This is a genomic window from Niallia sp. NCCP-28 (assembly GCF_023168165.1).
Classification (GTDB): Bacteria; Bacillota; Bacilli; order Bacillales; family Cytobacillaceae; genus Niallia.
Window position 1 is genome coordinate 127941 of sequence record NZ_BQYJ01000004.1, and the last position, 19873, is coordinate 147813.

General features: G+C 34.2%; 16 protein-coding genes and 1 other RNA gene. 5 read left to right on the forward strand and 12 right to left on the reverse strand.

Annotated elements, in window-relative coordinates; genetic code table 11:
• Positions 1 to 7 precede the first annotated feature (7 nt).
• From NCCP28_RS13275 to NCCP28_RS13290, 4 genes are all read right to left on the reverse strand, one after another.
• The gene (locus NCCP28_RS13275) at positions 8 to 1012 is read right to left on the reverse strand and encodes a dihydroxyacetone kinase subunit DhaK (protein WP_248561899.1); all 1005 of its coding nucleotides are present in this window, start codon (positions 1010 to 1012) and stop codon (positions 8 to 10) included.
• Positions 1009 to 1473 carry a ribose 5-phosphate isomerase B gene (gene rpiB / locus NCCP28_RS13280; RefSeq protein ID WP_248561900.1) on the reverse strand — a complete coding sequence of 155 codons (465 nt, stop codon included), beginning with the start codon at positions 1471 to 1473 and terminating at the stop codon, positions 1009 to 1011. Before rpiB ends, NCCP28_RS13275 begins: the two co-directional genes overlap by 4 nt.
• Before the next feature lie 411 nt (positions 1474 to 1884).
• The gene (locus NCCP28_RS13285; protein WP_248561901.1) at positions 1885 to 3159 is read right to left on the reverse strand and encodes an MFS transporter; all 1275 of its coding nucleotides are present in this window, start codon (positions 3157 to 3159) and stop codon (positions 1885 to 1887) included.
• Between the two features lie 83 nt (positions 3160 to 3242).
• Positions 3243 to 4361, reverse strand: a complete 1119-nt coding sequence (locus tag NCCP28_RS13290) for an MDR/zinc-dependent alcohol dehydrogenase-like family protein (protein ID WP_248562199.1) — start codon at positions 4359 to 4361, stop codon at positions 3243 to 3245.
• Positions 4362 to 4831: 470 nt separating this feature from the next.
• Between NCCP28_RS13290 and NCCP28_RS13295 the strand changes: the two genes are divergently transcribed.
• The 4 genes from NCCP28_RS13295 (at position 4832) to NCCP28_RS13310 (ending at position 8861) form a co-directional block, all read left to right on the forward strand.
• Complete coding sequence (locus NCCP28_RS13295) at positions 4832 to 5626, forward strand: DeoR/GlpR family DNA-binding transcription regulator (protein ID WP_248561902.1); 795 nt, start codon at positions 4832 to 4834, stop codon at positions 5624 to 5626.
• A 576-nt stretch (positions 5627 to 6202) separates the two neighbouring features.
• Entirely contained in the window at positions 6203 to 7069 is an 867-nt protein-coding gene (locus NCCP28_RS13300) for a permease (RefSeq protein WP_248561903.1), read from the forward strand.
• A 13-nt stretch (positions 7070 to 7082) separates the two neighbouring features.
• A complete protein-coding gene (locus NCCP28_RS13305) occupies positions 7083 to 7928 on the forward strand; it encodes a TIGR03943 family putative permease subunit (RefSeq protein ID WP_248561904.1) in 846 nt (281 codons plus the stop codon).
• A 315-nt stretch (positions 7929 to 8243) separates the two neighbouring features.
• Positions 8244 to 8861 carry a DNA-3-methyladenine glycosylase gene (locus NCCP28_RS13310; RefSeq protein ID WP_248562200.1) on the forward strand — a complete coding sequence of 206 codons (618 nt, stop codon included), beginning with the start codon at positions 8244 to 8246 and terminating at the stop codon, positions 8859 to 8861.
• Between the two features lie 169 nt (positions 8862 to 9030).
• On the opposite strand, the gene NCCP28_RS13315 is transcribed toward NCCP28_RS13310, so the two are convergent.
• From NCCP28_RS13315 to NCCP28_RS13335, 5 genes are all read right to left on the reverse strand, one after another.
• Complete coding sequence (locus NCCP28_RS13315) at positions 9031 to 9288, reverse strand: hypothetical protein (RefSeq protein WP_248561905.1); 258 nt, start codon at positions 9286 to 9288, stop codon at positions 9031 to 9033.
• Positions 9289 to 9724: 436 nt separating this feature from the next.
• Complete coding sequence (locus NCCP28_RS13320) at positions 9725 to 10576, reverse strand: Cof-type HAD-IIB family hydrolase (RefSeq protein ID WP_248561906.1); 852 nt, start codon at positions 10574 to 10576, stop codon at positions 9725 to 9727.
• 161 nt (positions 10577 to 10737) lie between these two features.
• Positions 10738 to 11232, reverse strand: a complete 495-nt coding sequence (locus NCCP28_RS13325; protein ID WP_248561907.1) for a PTS sugar transporter subunit IIA — start codon at positions 11230 to 11232, stop codon at positions 10738 to 10740.
• Positions 11233 to 11261: 29 nt separating this feature from the next.
• On the reverse strand, positions 11262 to 12623 hold the full coding sequence (locus NCCP28_RS13330; RefSeq protein WP_248561908.1) for a class-II fumarase/aspartase family protein: 1362 nt from the start codon (positions 12621 to 12623) through the stop codon (positions 11262 to 11264).
• 30 nt (positions 12624 to 12653) lie between these two features.
• On the reverse strand, positions 12654 to 14207 hold the full coding sequence (locus tag NCCP28_RS13335) for a PTS transporter subunit EIIC (RefSeq protein WP_248561909.1): 1554 nt from the start codon (positions 14205 to 14207) through the stop codon (positions 12654 to 12656).
• A 208-nt stretch (positions 14208 to 14415) separates the two neighbouring features.
• Between NCCP28_RS13335 and NCCP28_RS13340 the strand changes: the two genes are divergently transcribed.
• Positions 14416 to 15987, forward strand: a complete 1572-nt coding sequence (locus NCCP28_RS13340; RefSeq protein WP_248561910.1) for a PRD domain-containing protein — start codon at positions 14416 to 14418, stop codon at positions 15985 to 15987.
• 428 nt (positions 15988 to 16415) lie between these two features.
• Here the strand turns inward: NCCP28_RS13340 and ssrA are convergent.
• The 3 genes from ssrA to rnr form a co-directional block, all read right to left on the reverse strand.
• Positions 16416 to 16774: a transfer-messenger RNA gene (ssrA, locus tag NCCP28_RS13345) on the reverse strand.
• Positions 16775 to 16929: 155 nt separating this feature from the next.
• Positions 16930 to 17397 carry an SsrA-binding protein SmpB gene (smpB, locus tag NCCP28_RS13350; protein ID WP_248561911.1) on the reverse strand — a complete coding sequence of 156 codons (468 nt, stop codon included), beginning with the start codon at positions 17395 to 17397 and terminating at the stop codon, positions 16930 to 16932.
• Between the two features lie 105 nt (positions 17398 to 17502).
• On the reverse strand, positions 17503 to 19848 hold the full coding sequence (gene rnr, locus NCCP28_RS13355) for a ribonuclease R (RefSeq protein ID WP_248561912.1): 2346 nt from the start codon (positions 19846 to 19848) through the stop codon (positions 17503 to 17505).
• Positions 19849 to 19873 lie beyond the last annotated feature (25 nt).

A 19873-nucleotide genomic window follows, 5' to 3' on the forward strand; every position in this document is an offset into this window, starting at 1 on the left:
TCCTCCTTTATCGTTGAACATACATAGCACAATCAGCTGGAGCATCTACTAATTCTTTTAATTCGTCATCTAATTTAATCAATGTTACAGAACAGCCGCCCATCTCTAATGAAGTACTGTAGTCACCAACATAAGATCGATGAATCTGAATTCCTTTTTCCCTAAGAATTTGTTCCACTCTTCGAAACATAATATAAAGCTCCATTCTAGTCGTTGAACCTAAACCATTTACAAGAACAGCTACTTGCTCTCCTTGATCTAGAGGCATATCTCTTAAAATATCTTCTACCAAACGAGTTGCCACCTCATCTGCAGGCAACAATTCTCCTTTTTCAACACCAGGCTCACCGTGATGTCCAAGTCCAATCTCCATTTCATTCTCCCCTAATTCAAAACTAGGTTTTCCAGTCTGCGGCAAGGAACATGGTGTTAATCCTACTCCCATAGAACGAGTGTAATCGTTTGCTTTTGTTGCTACACGAACAACATCTTCTAAAGAATAACCTTTATTAGAAGCAGCTCCAGCAACCTTTGTGATAAAAAACTCTCCTGCAATTCCTCGACGCTTCTCACTCTCTTCTTTTGGAGCTGAAGCGACATCATCTGTTACTAAAACAGTTCCAACCTCAATTCCAACTTCTAAATCTGCCAATTCAGCCGCCATGCCAAAATTCATAACATCTCCAGCATAATTTCCATATATGTAAACAACCCCAGCACCTTTATCTATCGCTTTTGTTGCTTCTAAAATTGGATCTGGAGGTGGAGAAGCAAAAATATTACCTACTGCAACACCATCTGCCATCCCCTCCCCAACATATCCCATAAATGCTGGTTCATGGCCAGACCCTCCTCCAATTAATACTCCAACTTTATTTTCACGAGTTTTACTAGCTACAACAAGAGAGCGTTTATTCTCTTCTAATTGCTTTACATAATTAGGATAAGCGCTTACATATCCTTCAATCATTTCATCTACTACATGGTCTGGATTATTTATAAGTTTTTTCATTTTGCAACCCCCTTTAAATACTCTTGCTCTTTATCCATAATCTGCTGCACTTTTCTTCCTGAATTTCCTCCTGTAAACTCTGACTCCAAATATGCCTGCACTACTTTTTTTGCTGCTTCCACTCCAATAATTTGGGCACCCATCGTTAAAATTTGAGCGTTATTGCTTTTTTGAGCACGCTCTGCAGAATAAACATCATGGCATAATGCCGCTCTAATTCCGGGAATCTTTCCTGCTGCAATCGCAACACCAATACCAGTGCCACAAATTAAGATGCCTCTATCAACCTTATTTTTTAAAATTTCATTTCCTACTTCAAATGCAACAGCAGGATAATCTACTTCACTGCAATTATCTGTGCACCCATAATCAATTACTTCGTGGCCAAGCTCTACTATAAATTTTTTAATAGCTTCTTTCATATCAAATGCATTGTGATCTGAACCTATTCCTATTTTCATTGTAGCATGCCATCTCCCTCAATATATAAATATTTTTCTATAATTACCCTTTTCTTGATTATATTTTTTCATTTTTTATTGAAAATGTCAATATTTTTAATCGTTTATTTTCGTTTATTTTCATTTTTTATTTTTTTATAAAAATAAACAGTTCAATCACTCTATTGTTATTATTCATAAAATAGCTCCATTTATACAAATCTATAAAAACATTAAATAAAAGAGAGACTTGATATAAACTACTGTATCAAGCCCCTCTACTTTTTTATCTCGCATTAACAAGCAGTAAAACCCTTATCTCTTGATTAGAAAAAAACATAAGAAATCTAGCTGGGAGGCCAACTGCCCGTAAAAGCCAGAGTACTTAACCAACAAACAGCAGGGGATCCCCCCACTGCTTGAATTTTGACTTTATTGAGCTGTACTCAACTTAGCATTTTCATCTTTTGGAACTTGTATATCTTGTTTTGGAAGATTAACAAAAATCATAAGAAATGCACTAAATAAATATAGCCCGGTATAAATCCAAATAATGCCTACTGTACCTACACTTGCAAAAAATAAGCCAACTAGTGCTGGACCGACAAAGGTACTTAATCCTGCACCTAAATTTAAAATAGACATAGCGGCACCACGTGATTCTGGAGCAAGGGACGGAATCAATGCAGATAGCGGTACATATGCAGCTAGACATGCACCAAAACAGATGCCAACTAGCGTTGTTGCGAAATAGTTTGCTCCCATAAAATGAGGAACATAATATAATAATGCAGTAAAAATGGCACAACCAACTCCACCAAACCACATGATCGTATTTCTCCAGCCTAACTTATCTCCTATAATACCCCATATTAGGTTAAATATTACATTACTAGACCATAAAGCTCCATATATTTGCAGCCACTCTGTTCGTGTAAAACCGATTTCAATCATATAAGCAGGCAAAAATACAACAAATCCATATGCACCAGCTGTATTAATAGTACGTACAATTCCACCTAAGCCAACTTTAGGTTTTTCAAACGCAATTGTAATACCTTTTGCAATATATTTAAACATATCTGCCTTTGTTTTAAATTTTTTCTCCACGCTATTTTTTTCATTATCTTTATTGATAAAGATTGCTAAAACAGCTCCAAGCACTACAAATATTAACGCACTCCATAATGTTTTCATTTCACCTAAAACAGGAAGTGCAAAACTAGAATAATACGCACCTAAAACATTTAGTCCGCCAGCAAATGAAACCCAAAACCATCCTACTGCTGTCCCTAATTTTTCCGTAGGGGCATAATAAGTCAACCAAACAAGGAAAGAGTATGAAAATAAGGGATATCCAAGTCCTCTCAGTGAGTATGTAGGAATCATCACGGCAAGATTCATGTTTGGAATACCAACTGTTAAAAAAACCAAAGTACCTACAATAAATAAAACAAATCCAATAGTCATTGCTTTTTTTGGCCCAAGTATTTCAGCTAAAACACCAGAAAGCCATGCAGCAATAGCAACAGCAAACCCATAAACGCTAAATAAAAGTGCTGATTGCTGAATAGAAAGTCCATTATCAATTAAATAAGATGATAACCAGCCTTGTTCTAATCCATCTCCCATCATAAACACTAAAACACCAATATATCCTAAGGCCATTTTATTATCCATTCCTAGTTTGGATAAAAAAGAATTCATGCTTATTCCCCCATTATTTTGTTCTATTTGCTTTTAAAAAGCAGTTATTATGGAGATGCCTTAATAACTGCTTTAAAATTATCCTATTCTTTTTCGAAATTTGGAATTAGAACAACTTTTAGCGACTCTTTGCCGCTCTTCACTAATTCGAATCCTTGTTCAAATTCTTCTAATGGCAACTTATGGGTTACTACACCTTCTGTTGGCAAATCTCCATTCATAATGCCTTCAATTACTAATGGATAGCAGTATGGGCCTAAGTGGGAACCTAATACATCTAATTCCTTTCTATCACTGATAATGCTCCAATCAACAGTTACCGGATCTTTAAATACGCTAAATTCAACGAATGTACCTAATTTGCGGATTAAGGATAATCCTTGTTCAACTGACTTTTGTGCACCAGTTGCTTCTATATAAATATCACAGCCGTAACCCTCTGTTAAATCTTTAATAATTTTTTCCACATCATCTCTTAGTGGATTCAAAACCATATCTGCTCCAAATTTTTTTGCAAGTTCAAGTCGATCATCAAATAAATCAAGAACGATTAATTTACCTGGTCCAGATTTTTTTATTGCACCTACCATGCCTAATCCTAGCGTCCCAGCTCCTGCAAGAACTACAACATCTCCAAGCTGAATTTTTGCACGTTGAACAGCATGGAAAGAGCAAGCATACGGTTCAATTAATATCGCCTTTTCAATAGGCAATTCCTCTGGTACATGATAATTAATTGCTTCTTTTGTAAATTTCATATATTCAGCCATACCGCCGTTTACGTTATTTTGAAATCCGTATAGATCATGTTTTTCGCACATCCAATATTGACCACGCTTACAAAAACGACAATCCCAACATGGCACTATTTGTTCTGAAATAACACGCTCCCCTACTTTATACCCTTCCACCTTATCTCCTACCGCCACAACACGACCAATAAATTCATGACCTGGAATCATCGGAGCTTTTATATATGCTGGCTGCTTTTCATCTCCCCAAAAGCTTGGTGCTCCGTCATATGCCTTCGCATCACCTGCACATATGCCACATGCTTCAACTTTAATTAAAATTTCCTCATCAGAAATTTGAGGCACTGAAACTTCCTCTAAACGATAGTCTCCTGGTGCGTATGCTACGATAGCTTTCATTGTTTTCGGAATGATTACTTCACTTTGATCTTCGTTTACAACAGTATTCATGCTCATTGTACTTATCCCCTTTTATATGTTTTTATAAATCTCTTCATCCAGTTAAAAAGTTTAATTGAATAATAGCAACTGTCAACCTGTCTCTCTTAAAGTTTCCATCTTCGCTTTTTAAAAGTCTTAAAGATAACGCTTTCAAACGCAGGAATAGTTATTAGCAGATCCCTCCTTAAAAGAAAGAAGTTTTTGTGCCAAACCAGAATCATTGCTCGCCATATCCATTAGTAGGTTTTGCTTGATTTCATTATAGTATCATCATTATCGTTTAGTCAAATTATTTTTGTTGTTTTTTTTCATTTATTTTCATTTGTTTTCTTTTAACAATAAATATTTACATTATACACAAATAATGTTGTAATATAAGTAATATACTTTTTTTGTTTTATTGTATTTTTGTTTTAAAGCTATTAATCGAATGAATCTTCCACCACTATATATAATAAATTAAGAATTTAGGTGAAATAATGGAAAAGAAATTTGCACCAGAGCGCAGAAAAATTATTCTTGAACAGTTGCAAGAAAAGCATCGCGTAATAATAAAAGATCTCTCAAAAGAAATTAAGGTTTCAGAAGCCACACTCCGCACAGATCTTTCAAAAATGGAAGAAGAAGGGCTGTTAAAAAGAACACATGGCGGAGCAATCTTAGTTGATTCCGATTCAGATACAAGTTTCTATACAAGAGAAGGGAAAAATAAACAAGAAAAAAATATCATCGCAAATATAGCGAAAGATTATATTAAAGATGGACAATGCATTATGTTTGACTCAAGCTCCACCGCCCTAGAACTTGTGCGCCTTCTTAATGATTCCTCTCTCCGCCTAACAGTTGTAACAAGCGGCATCAATACAGCACTAGAACTTAGAGATCATCCTAGTATTACGGTTATTTTACTTGGGGGAATTGTAAAAAAAGGATCATTTTCTCTTGAAGGAAATCTCGGAGTAAGCATATTGAATAAAATCAATATTGATATTTTATTCACATCAGCAAATGGTTTTTCATTTGAAGCAGGCTTAACTGATTTTAGCGTGTATGAAGTAGAATTAAAAAAAGCAATGGTTGAGGCTTCCAATAAAATTATTGCTCTGCTTGATCATACGAAGCTAAACAAAAAATCTATTGCTGCATTTGCAGAACCAGACAAAATAACTACCATTATTACTGATCATCCAGTTACCATGGAATTTCTTGAAAAAGCAAAAACCTATTCTATTGATGTTGTCTCTGCTTCTAAAAACAAACTAGATGCCCAATAAAATCATTTTAACTTGCTGCTTAATCTTCACTAAAAAATGTTCCTTGTTTTTGGAAGACGAAGGTAGTCTCTCTTGCAAAAAACAAATAAATTCGTAATATATTTGCTAACTGCTGTTCTTAGAGAAAAGAAATTAAATAGAAGCAACAAAAACCAGGATCTAAGAAACTTTTTTTTATAATTAGATTCTGGTTTTTCTTATATAGAGCAGACACCCACATATAGAAAATAGCTGCTCCAATATCTTGTCCCCTCTCCTCATTATTTTTCAAAACAAAATTTTTTTAAACTAACCTACACAATCAGCAAATTTTTTAGCCACGACTAATTAGAGGCAGCAATATTTCCGCCATATTATCACTTACGGCACCTTAATCGACAAAATATCCACAGAGCATTACTATTTTTATTTAATAGTGCAGATAATAAAGTAGATAATAAACTTTACTTAAACTGATATCTTTTATATAGTTATAAATTCAGCAAAGAAAAAATCTTTTTTTCATAAAACATTCATTTTCACATGATATAGTGACAATGAATGTTTATTCGTCTACAAATTAATTAGGGGTTGCATATGAATACTCAAACATTATTGCAAATGAACACTATCTTTATAAGCATTGTGATAGAAGCCCTGCCTTTTATCTTAATAGGGGTTATCATTTCTGGAATCATCCAAATATTTGTATCAGATGAAATGATCGCAAAATTCATTCCAAAAAACACCTTTTTATCTATCTTATTAGCCTCTTTTTTAGGCAGCATTATTCCTGCATGCGAATGTGGAATTGTGCCAATTACGAGAAGGCTAATCTTAAAGGGAGTGCCGCTGCCAGCTGCCATCGCCTTTATGATGACAGGACCAATTATTAATCCAATTGTGCTTTTTTCTACTTTTCTTGCTTTTGGAAACAGCTGGACAATGTTTTTTTATCGAGGGGGCTTAGCCCTTATTGTCTCCATGATTGTTGGATTTATCTTAAAATTAACCATTAAAGATTCTCCATTAAAAAATAGTCATCACCATCCTGTTCACTATCGCTCCATCAAAGATCGAATCAGTGCCATGCTAGAGCATTCCATTAATGAGTTTTTTTCTGTGAGCAAATATTTAGTTATAGGGTCATTATTAGCAGCAATCGTACAAACATATGTTAAAACATCTACACTTGTTGCAATTGGCAATGGCCCTATTTCTTCCCATATTGTAATGATGGGACTGGCTTATGTTTTGAGCTTATGTTCTCAAGCCGATGCATTTGTTGCGGCAAGTTTCAGAAGCAGCTTTTCGACAAGTTCATTACTCGCATTTTTAGTATTTGGACCAATGCTTGATATTAAAAATACTTTTATGCTCCTAAGCACCTTTAAAAGTAAATTTGTTCTTTTTGTATGCACAATTACTACACTTACTGTGCTAGTGGTTACACTAGTTTTTTAATGGAGGTTTGAACATGTTTCGGATATTAGTGCTTATCGGATTTACTTATTTATTTATGCATCTTCATGCCTCTGGAAATATTTCTAAATATATTAATATGAAGTATTCCTATATTTCAGAGGCGGCCATCTACATTTTTATCTTTTTTACGCTAATCTGCATTTACTTTTATATAAAAAAAGATAATGAACACGATCATAACCATTGTGGTCCAGATTGCGGACATAATCATGACAATGAGGATAATACTTGGTGGAAGCGAAGTTTTACCTTTTTAGTGCTGATACTTCCTGCAGCAACTGGCCTATTTCTGCCTACTGCTACACTTGATTCTAATATCGTGGCTAAAAAAGGGCTGTTTTTTTCCGCTTATAAAGAAGGAGATGCATATAGCCAGCGGCAGTTTCTGCAGCCAGATACAACAAGCTATTATGGAAAAGATGACTATTCCGAACTAATGGATAAAGGAGTCAAAAAGCTGCAAAAACAGGAAACCATTACGTTAGGAGAACAGAATCTTCTAAATGATTTAGAAACCATTTACAACTATCCAGGCCAGTTTATAGACAAGCAGGTAACAATAACCGGCTTTTCTTATAAAGAAAAGGAAATGAGCCAAAATCAAATATTTTTGCTGCGCTTTGGGATTATTCATTGCATTGCTGATTCAGGAGTATATGGCATGCTTCTCGATTTGCCTAAAGATGTCCAGACCAAAAATGATGAATGGCTGCAAGTCAGCGGCAAATTAGAAACGATTTATTATCAGCCATTCAAAAAAACTATTCCTGTACTTAAAGTTACTTCTTGGAAGAAGGTAGCACAACCCGAGGATCCTTATGCTTATAGAAGTTATTAAGACCACTCAAGTTTTTTGAGTGGTCCGGCTATCGGCAAACGCTCGCTTTCTTCGTTGTTCACCATGCTCGGATGCTCATTACCCATCATGGTAACTCCGCTCCTCCCATGGCTTCACGCCTCAAAATTCAATCGTTTTCGATTAGCCTGAAAGTTTGCATTTTTGATTTTATCTGCACACTGACCACTCAAGTTTTTTGAGTGGTTTCTTCATGGAATTGCTTATTTTTTCGTAAGGAGGGAATTATGGAATAGAACTAGTATAATTATAAAAATAATTTTATTTATACGAAAGGAGCAATGCATCTTACATATGATCGATTTTATTCATTCCTCTACTGAAGATATTGCCAAGAATTTATTAGGAAAGTTGCTTATACATAAAACCAGCTCTTGTATCTATAGCGGCTATATAGTAGAAACAGAAGCATATCTAGGCATTGATGATATGGCTTGTCATAGCTATGGAGGAAAAAATACACCTCGATTGCAGTCTATGTACAAGATAGGCGGAACAATTTATATTTATACGATGCATACTCATCATATGCTGAATATTGTTACAAAAGGGCAAAATGATCCCCAAGCTGTTCTTATTCGAGCAATAGAACCTGCGGAAGGTCTCGAGCAAATGGCTGCAAACAGAAAACAAAGTGGTATCCTTATCAGCAATGGTCCAGGAAAATTAACAAAAGCAATGGCTATTACAAAAGGATTAGATGGAAGGATGATAAATGAAGGCGCGTTATATATGGATGAAGAAAACAGCAAAATCCCAAATGAAATTATGACAACACCTCGCATTGGAATACCTAATAAAGGAGACTGGACTCTCTCTCCCTTACGTTATTATGTAAAAGGAAGTCCTTTTGTTTCAGGCTTAGCAAAAAAAGAGGTTCTCCCGACTTCGAAAATATGGAAGAATATAATATAAAAGGAGTTTGCATTTTCAAAGCTCCTTTCTTCCTTGCTTTGCTATTTTTCTAAGTATTCATCTAAACAAACAAATGGAGAGAACATCCTTTCAATACTTCTCATTTACTTGCTGCAAATCCTCTGGAGTTGGAACTTTAGAGCGTATAATTAACTTTATTTTCACATTTTCACCGACTTTTCCCACTATCTTCTTTATAATTTTTCCTTTGTTTATAAAATTCAATTGTTCCTAATAATTCATTAGAAAGCAACTCCATTTTTTCAAGATCCGCTCTTGTGACCACTGGATCTTCTGGATGCCATTTTACCGTTCGGACAAAATAATAATTTTTGATTGGATAAAGAACAACCTTAGATTGAGGAAATTTATTATAGATAAATTCCATCGTTCCTCGTTTTTTATAAGAATGTTTAATAATTTCCATAGATATCAATCCTCTTTTCCCAGCTAATGAACAAACTATGTCATATATCCCCTTATCTAACGTAAAAAAACGAAAAAACCAAGGGAATCTGTCCCTCTTAATTTTCGTTTCTTTTATTATTTTTGCCTCTTTATATATAATAAAAAGAGACTTCAATCTTTAATTTTCAATTGCAGCATAATAATTTTCCTACTGCTGAAATAACAATATTTTTAAAGTTCAATTACTGCTCTTTTATGAGTTTTAACTAAATCATCCTAAAAACAAAACAAGTGGAAATTAGTATAGTTCATTCATGCTAACTCAATTATAAACGAAAAATAAACTAAGCAGCAAAAAAACGCTGGGAATATGAGCAGAATTAATAAAAGAGAGGAATATTTCATAATAAAAAATGCGATTATTTTCTTTTATGAATCATTTATAGTTATACTTTCTATTGAATTTCAGATACAAAATTATTCAAGGCATATGCCACTCCATTATTATCATTTGCTAAGGTAATAATGTTGCATAAATTTTTCACCTCACAAATTGCATTCCCCATTGCGATAGGAAGACCTGCAATTTTCAGCATAGGTAAATCATTATAATTATCCCCTATGGCTATTGTCTCATTTAAGGGTATAGAATAGTATTTAGCTACTGCTCTTAGGCCATTCCCTTTGTCTCCTCTTCTATCCATAACTTCTACGTTAAAAATGCCTGAAGAAGTAATATAAATATTATTATTCCCATGTAGCCCCAATAGCACTTCTTCCTTTTTCTCCCTGTCAAATAAGAGAATAAATATTTTTTGTATCCATACATCTCCTAATTCAACTATTTGTTTTAAATCAGCATATCGTTTTATTAATGAGGAATTGTATGGTTTTTCTGTAAATCGTCTAAATTTCTTTTTATTTTCCTCATCTAAACTCTCTAATGATTGATATACCCTCTTGTTCCATTCATTATGTTCATAAATTCCTTGATTTGTATACAAACGATAAGGAATGTTTGTATCATCCAATTTACTTGTAATTTTTTGAACATCCTGTTCATTCATAGAAATCATATTTACTATTTTATTATCTATTTTTACAAATGTTCCATTACTTGCTGCAATAGGGCATGATAATCCATGACTATCTAAAATCTGTTCCACATCCTCCTGGGCACGTCCAGAACAAATCATTACAATATGCCCATTATTTTGAACGTGATGAATAGCTTCTATATCTTTTGAAGAGATTTTTTTATCTGGAGTTAATAAAGTTCCATCCAAGTCCAATGCTATCAATTTCATTCCATTAACCTCCATTCAGTGTAAGATAGCTTATATACTAAGAGCCGTCTCAAAAGCATAAGGTCAGATTCCACCATATATCTAGTAGAAATTTTCATTAAAAAGATTCTACTTATAGATATTCAAGTAAGATTCAGCCTTTTTGAGACAGCTCTACCTTCTTATTTTTGCTTAATTGTTATTATAGTTGTTTCTCCGCCTGTTACAACTTTCGGACTTTCTAAGGAAAGGGCTAAAAATCCTTCTGAGCTATTGGTAATAATGATAGGAATAATTGTGCTGCTCGCATTCTTCTGAATGTAATCAAGGTCAGCCTCAATAATTTTATCCCCCTTATTAACAGTATCTCCAACTCTTGCAAAAGTTTGAAACCCTTCCCCTTTGAGTGCAACAGTTTCTAACCCAATATGAACTAATACTTCTGCACCTGAATTTGTTTTTATTCCAAAGGCATGTTTTGTATCCGCCAATTGAACGACTTCCCCACTAACTGGAGCAACAATTGATCCATTATTTGGTTTAATCGCAACCCCTTCTCCCATAAGCTTTTGACTAAAAACTGGATCTGGAACATCCTCTAGTTTAATTAATTGGCCAGATACTGGACTTACTAGAATTTCACTCTCTGCTTTCTTCCCAAACCATTTTTTTAACATCTCTTTCACACTCCTTTTAAAAAGCTTTTCTATTTTTCTATTGCTTTAGCAATTAACCTTGCCTTTTTTGCCATCTCTACAGAAAAAACTTCTGATAATCCAATATAGCTTTCTGGTTTAAGCATTTGTTCTATTTCTTTTATAGTAAATACACTATTTATTTTTTCATCTTGTAGAAGAATCTCTTCAAAATCCACTCTATTATTCAGAGATTCCATAGAAAGATGGTAGAGTAAAGAGTGAGCTTGATCTTTCCCTACTCTCTCTGCAATTTTCATCATGATATATTCACTATTATCCAAGCCCTTATTTATTTGAACATTTTCATACATTTTCTCTTTATGCACAATAATATCTTTAGTTAATTCTTCTGTACGCAGAATGATTTCTATAATTAATGAAATAGCTTCTTCTAAGGTAGCATCAAAAATCATATAACTGCTGCTATCAGCCTCAAAAGGCCGTGCATTTGCTACAAGCCCAACCTGAGGAAGGGAGTAAATTTTCTGAGAGTTGGCTATTATTCCTTTAGAAAGCTTAGGATTTATTTTATGCGGCATCGTACTGCTTCCAACCGTTCCTTTTTTAAATCCCTCTGAAACTTCCCCATACTCTTCAATAGATGTTGCATAAACCTCTTCTGCAATTTTATGGCAATTACTTGCCAATAAAGCTAAGTTCATTATATATTCTATTTTATGTGCATTTATATTTCTTGAAGGAATTTCCATAGAATACATGGATAATATCTCAGCAACTCTTTGTTGTACTTTTCTTCCGTCTTCTCCTAATGAATTGAAAGCCCCTATTGCTCCACCCATCATTATCTGAAAAACTCTTTTTTCTGACTCTCTTAATCTCTCAACTGTAGCAATAAAGTCATTAATCCATACAGAAACTTTATATCCATATGTTATAGGAATAGCATGGCGGCCATGTGTCCTTCCAGCCATAATGGTATCTTTATGATTTTCTGCTAACTCCCCTAGGTTTTCTAAAATTTGAGCGACTACCTTTAATAATTTTTGATGTATTTTGTACATATTTAGTAGTTGTGCGCTCTGCTGAATGTTTTGAGTAGTAGCACCAAAATGAATATATTTCCCACTTTTCTCATCACATGCTTTTACTAACACTTTTAAAAATGGCACAAATCCATGCCCTATTTCTTGATAGATACGATCCATTTCTTCTAAATCTATATTCTCTATCCTGCAAGCAGCATTTATATTTTCAGCTGCTTCCTTAGGAATGATTCCGAGTTCGCCTTGAGCCTTTGCCAAAGCTGCTTCTACATCTAGCCATGATTGATATTTAGCTTCTTTCGTCAACAACTCTCTCATGCCATAGTCATACATTGTTTTAGTCTTTGAATCATACATTGCTCTCATTTATATCCTTCCTTCTGTTGATAATTTCTTTTATTTCCTTTCATCCACAGCATTTCTAATAAATTCAACATGTGGTCCAAATACAATGTGTATATGATTTTTTTGCGGGAAGAAAATGCCTGAAGTTCCAGAGTCTTTTATTCTATCTTCATTTACTTTTTCTTGGTCCATTAAATCAATTCTTAATCTTGTTACACAGTTATCAACGTTTTTAATATTTTCTTTTCCACCTAGACCTTCAATTACTATTTCAGCAATCTCTGGGTATTTTTTCTCTTTTAATAATGTACTATTTCTAACACTTTCTTCACGTCCAGGAGTTTTTAAATTAAATTTAGTTATAGCGAATCGGAAAACAAAATAGAATACAACAAAGTTAACTAGACCAAGTATTATCAATTGAACCCAATGTGTATTCTCATAAAGAAGGCCAAATATCCCAAAATCAAATATGGTGCCTCGAATATAACCAATAGAAATATCCAAGAAGTTTAATGGCAAAGCCATAATCCCGCTAAGTATGGCATAGACGATAAATAAGCCTGGCGCAATGAATAAAAAGGTGAATTCTAAGGGTTCTGTTACATTACCTAAAAAAGCAGTCAGTACAACAGTAATTAGTACACCTTTTGTAATCGTCTTATTGGACTTAAAAGCAGTATGATACATAGCTAAACCAATTGCTGGAATTCTAAATAATGTAATAAGCATTTGACCGGAAGCTAAATATTTTGTTAAATCAGGCATTAACCTATCCCAGCTTTCATGCTGTGGCCCTAATTCAAAAAGTATTTTATTTGTAGCATTTAAAATCCCAATATAATTTTGGCCATCTATAAGGTATACCCCACCTGCTTCTGAAAATCGAACAACAGATGCTAATACATGATGTAATCCGAATGGAATTAATGCTCTATGTGCAAACCAATAAAATCCAACCCCGACATATTCATTCATAAAGATAAAGGAAATAGCTAATAAAAACTGTGTAACAACTCCCCATATGATTGGAATTAAAATTCCTATAGGAAGCATCACCAAAAAGGTAATAATTGGTACTGATTTTTTCCCGCTAAAAAAGGCAAAGGCTAAAGGCAATTGCAGTTTATAGAACCTATCCGTTAATTTTGCGGCTATTAAACCTGCTATTATTCCGCCAAATGCATCAAGTCTTAATGTTTGAATCCCTAAGACCATGCCTTGGCCAACTTGCGATAGTTTTGCAGGATCTTCCACTAATGTTCCAGTAATGGATAGATAAACGTTCATTACAATTGTCATAATCAAATAACCAAGTACAGCTGAAAATACCGCTATTCCTTTTTCCTTTTTAGATACTCCATAGGCCACTCCCATAGCAAAAAGCAAAGGAATATTATTAAATACAACACTCGTTATTGTCTGTAAACTACTTATTGTAGTTTGAACTACTTCATTTCCTAAAAAAGGAATCTTATTGATCATATAATCCTGTCCTAATGCCCCTGTAATACCCATTATCATTCCTATAGGTGCCATTACAGCAATAGGCAGAAGCAATGAACGCCCAAAAACCTGAATACCAGTCTTTATTTTTTCTTTCATGGTATAATTATCTCCTTTACATAATGTTTGCTTCGTAATTGATTGTATGTTTGTTAAGCGCTTTCCTCAAGGTAACTTTATGGTTTGAAAGCGATTAACAAAGTTGCCCTAAAATATTTCTGCTAAATTTGTTATGATACTAGTAAAAGAAATCTTTGCACTATCTCCGAACATCTATCCATTTAATAAATTCTTATTGTAAAAGGAGATGAAATCTATTAGTATTAATAGCCTTGATTTAAAAATCGCAAGTTATCTGCAAGAAAAAAATTTGTTGAATTTATCTGAATCAGAACAGATCTTTAATAGAAGCATAAATAGTCTGAAGAGACATATCGCAAATATTAATATGTATCTTCCCGATGACAAGCAATTTGTCATGGATGGAAGCATAATAAAAAGCAGCTTAAAATATACCGACTATATTCAATTTATCAGCAATTTAAGTATTCAAGATTATATATCTTCCCAAGAAGAACGTATTTCGATGATTATTGTACTATCATTTTTAACCAAATATTTAAATACTTCTAAAATTTATGAGGACATTGGGATTAGTTTAACTACTAAAAAGAAAGATTTAAAAGCACTTTCAGATTACTTAACAAAAAATTATTTGAATTTAAAAACTGTACCAGCAAAAGGAATACAGATAGAGGGAACAGAGTGCACGTTTAGAATTTTAACTGCATCTATTTTAGTTTCTTTAATAGAGATCAATGAAAAGGAAGAATTGATTAATAGGAAAGCAAATAATCCTATTCAAAAATATCTAGTGGATATTTTTTTCGAGGTTGTCAAACCAGAAATAGTTCATTCAAAAGTTCTCATTAATGACTTTTATCAAAAAAATCATTTTAGAGTGTCCTATACGTCGAAAAAGTTTTTTTATTTATATATCATTTTAAGTTTATATCGAAGGAATCATAAGCACTTTATAGAAAAAAACGAAAATATAGGTCTTTATGTGTATAAGTGGAACTTTTTTAAGCATGCAGATGAACCCGAAAATCATTTTCTGGATTATATTATTGCGTCTTTAGACTACAATGCAAACGCTCCCTACATTATGGATGAACACTTAAAAAGGACAACAGAACGCTTCATTAAGAAAATACAAAAAAATATCATTACAAACTTCTATCAATATAAGCCTCTTTTTAAAGAGGTTTATACGTATCTTTACAAATGCATTATTCATTCACAGTATGGTTTTTATTTCTATGATAATAAGTTAGAAGACACCTATAAATTCTTGCCTAAATTATTTACTATTGTCAGTAGCGCTGTAAAAGTAATAGAAAATGATCATAATATTAAATTTAATAAATCACAAATCTCCACACTGACTTTAATTTTCAAAAAGTTTATAATGGAAAATAAGGTGATTGGAAGAAATACTAAAAGAATTGTTATTGTTACAAATTCAGCAATTGAGAAAACTGATTTTTTTATAGAGAATTTGCGTCATCATTTAGATATTGAGGTAATTCATACATTAAATATTAACGAGCTATATTTAATTGAAAAATTAGATTACGATACTATCATTACTTTTTCAAACCGAATTGCAACATTGCTGGCAGAACAAAAATACTCATGTGTAAAGCTGAAATTTTATTTTGATCAGAATGACATAGATATTTTATTAAAAGCTGGATTTTCGACCAGCTCTAGACGCAAGATTATTGCCGATTCATTTATAAATGAAATTTCCAACTTAAATTCTGATGATATAAAAAAACTATTGTTAGATAAATATGCTTCTCACTTTTTATAGGCAAACGCCTAATACCTTAGGTTGAATCAGATTGTTGCACTTAATGAAATTAATGGTAAATAAATTTCATCGTTCCTCTTTTTCGATAAGAATGTTTAATAAATTTTATCACGCAACAACGGGCTTTTGACCCCACTTAAGGGATGGTAAAAGAAAAAGAGAAATCTAGCTGGATAGAAACTTGCCCATAAAAGCCTGATTGGTTCCACTAACCATCAGTGGGGGGACGTGGAAAACCCCCACTGATTGAGTTTCACTTTATAGCAATCTTCTTTTTACAGCTAATGATTAGACTTTTTCATTTGCATACTCGCGTCTAAAGCAAAAAACCCTAAAATATGAGGAAAAGTTAACTTTCCCTCATATTTTAGGGTTTTCTTTATCTAATTCTTATGGACTAAAAAGCAAAAAACCACCAAATATGTATTTGGTGGAGACGGAGGGAGTCGAACCCTCGTCCAGAAACATCGTCACTTAAGCTTCTACGAGTGTAGTCAACATATTCGCATTTCGCTCATTCTTATGCCTGTTGACTGGCGTCCGATGAGCTAGTCTGATTGTTCTCTTCCTTCATCCTCAGACGGTGAAATCCGGCGTAGCCCACTATCGTTGAGTCCCTTACCCTACCACATGGGCGATGGAGGGAGGAACCGCTAAGCGCTATTAAGCAGCTAAAGCGAAGTTGTTTTGTTGTTTGCCAGTTATAGGCTTTGACGTTTTAACGAGGCCGATCCCCTCGACTCGCAACTTAAGCTCGAACTATCCCTGTCGAATCCGTAACGTCCCCATTAGGATAAAATCTTGCAATTGTTACATTGCATGATTCACGCAATATGCGTTCACGTTAGGAAGCTCAAAAATAGGAGCTTAAAAGCTTGCATGTCTTATCGACATAATTTATTATAGCATAAACTCACCAAATATCAATTGTAAGTTTTTGGATTACATTTTTTGCCTTTCACGCAATGCTCGTTCGATATTCCGATTTGCTTCTTTCTTTTTTAATGTTTCCCGCTTGTCATAATTCTTTTTACCCTTGCCGAGTCCAATTAAAACCTTTGCAAACCCATCTTTTAAATATAATTTTAATGGAACAAGAGCATAACCAGCTTCTTTTGTTTCTCCAATCAACTTGGAAATTTGCTTTTTATGAAGCAGCAGTTTTCTTGTTCGCAGCGGATCGTGATTATATCGGTTCCCTTGCTCATATGGACTAACATGCATGCCATATAAAAATACTTCCCCATTATGAATGCGTGCATACGATTCTTTTAAATTGATTCTTCCGGCACGAATGGCTTTTATTTCTGTTCCTTGAAGAACAATGCCAGCTTCATATGTTTCTTCTATAAAATAATCATGATTTGCTTTTTTATTTTGGGCAACTACCTTGCCTTGTCCTTTAGGCATTTCTCTTCCCCCTTACTTATAGCACCATTGTAGCAAAAAAAACGATTGCAAACAAATAATCAAAAATTAAGAAGCCGCTTAGGGGGAATGATTCCCCCTACTCTTTTAGCGGCGTTTCTTTTTCCTTTTTGCTTTTGGTGCATTTTCAAAAAACTTTCTTTCTTTTTTTCCTTTACGTTTCCCGTCTCCGCTGCTTTTTGCGCCTTTGCGGTCTTTGTCTGCTCTTTCCGATTTTCCTTTACGCGGGGAACGTGCAGTGCTTCCTGTAGAAAATACTCTGCCTTCTTTTTTCGGATCTTTCCGGCGAGTTCCCTTCATGCCTACAATTTCAAAGTCGATTGCTCGCTCATCTTTATTGACACTAACGACCCGAACCGTAATTTCATCCCCGATGCGGAATACTTTGCCTGTTCTTTCACCAATCATAGCAAAATGACGCTCATCATAACGATAATAATCATCTGTCATATAACTTACATGGACTAACCCTTCAATTGTATTAGTCAACTCAACAAACATCCCAAAGTTTGTAACAGAGCTAATAATGCCATCATATTCTTCACCAATTTTATCAAGCATATATTCTGATTTTTTCAGTTCATCTGTTTCCCGTTCTGCTTCCACAGATCTTCTTTCCATATTCGAAGAATGCTCCGCAATATCTGTTAGTTTGCTGTTCCATTTCTCTTGTGTTGGAGCACTTATATCCCCTTCGATTAAATAGGTGCGAATTAAACGGTGAACAATTAAATCAGGATATCGTCTAATTGGTGATGTAAAATGGGTATAAAACTCTGTCGACAATCCAAAATGTCCTAAACTATCTGGGTTGTATTTCGCTTGCTGCATCGAACGAAGCATAACGGTCGAAATCACCATTTCTTCTGGCGTCCCTTGAACTGCTTCAATGATTTCTTGAAGTGCCCGCGGATGCACTTCATTTGCTGTTCCTTTTACAACATAGCCAAAATTCGTAATGAATTCAAAAAACCTTCTTAGCTTTTCTTCTTTTGGATTTTCATGGATTCGATAAATAAAAGGAACTTGCATCCAATGAAAATGTTCTGCAACAGTTTCATTTGCAATTAACATAAATTCTTCAATTAATCTTTCCGCAACAGAACGTTCTCTTAATACTACATCTTCTGGTTTTCCATTTTCATCTACAAGCACTTTCGATTCTTTAAAGTCAAAATCAATGGCACCCCTAGTCATTCTTTTTTTGCGAAGGATTTCAGCAAGTTCTCCCATTAATTCAAACATTGGTACAAGATTCTTATATTTATTAATTAGTTCTTCATCTTTGTCTTGAAGGATAGACTTAACATCGGAATACGTCATGCGTTCAGTTGTTTTAATTACACTTTGAAAAATCTCATGAGAAACGACTTCCCCTGTTGAACTGATTTCCATCTCACATGATAAGGTTAATCTGTCTACTTTAGGATTTAAAGAGCAAATCCCATTGGAAAGGCGATGTGGTATCATTGGAATAACCCGATCGACTAAGTAAACACTTGTCCCTCTATCTTCTGCTTCCACATCAATTGGAGAAGACTCTGTCACATAATAGGAGACGTCTGCAATATGGACTCCTAATTTATAATTGCCATTATCTAACTTTGTTACTGTAACCGCATCATCCAAGTCTTTTGCATCTGCACCATCAATTGTAACAATCGTTTCATTTCTTAAATCACGGCGATTTTCTATTTCCTTCTCATCAATTACTTCTGGAGTTTGATTTGCTTGATCCAGCACTTCTTCTGGAAAAGCTAATGGCAAACCGTGTTTATGTATAACAGATAAAATATCGACGCCAGGATCATTTTTATGCCCTAAAATTTTAACAACGGCACCTTCAGCATTTTTGCGTCCTTCTGGATACGCGGTTAATTTAACAACCACCTTATGTCCTTCAATCGCTCCTTTAGTGCTTCCTTTCGGGATAAATACATCCGTTGCTATTTTCTTATCATCTGGAATAACAAAACCAAAATGTTTACTCTCAGAATAAGTTCCAACAATCTGCTGTATCCCTCTTTCTATAATACGGACAATCGTTCCTTCTCTTCGTTGACCAGAACTTTCTGAAGTAACACGAGCGAGAACAATATCTCCATTCATTGCTGTATTGACTTCATTTGGAGGAATAAATACATCGTCCATTCCTTGTTCTTCTGGAATAACAAAAGCAAACCCTTTAGCATGTCCTGCTAATTTCCCTCTAACTAAATTCATTTTCTCAGGCAGTCCGTATCTATTGCTTCTAGTCCGCACAACTAGCCCTTTTTCTTCCATTTGCACCAATGCTTTGACAAAATCTTTAAATCCAATAGAATCTTCAATTCCAAAGGCATCTTCCAATTCTTGTACTGTTAACGGCTTATATGCTTCATCTTTCATATAGGTTAACAGCTTATCGATATGTTGCTGAATTATTTCTTCCAAATTATAAACCTCCTTTAAGTCTTTT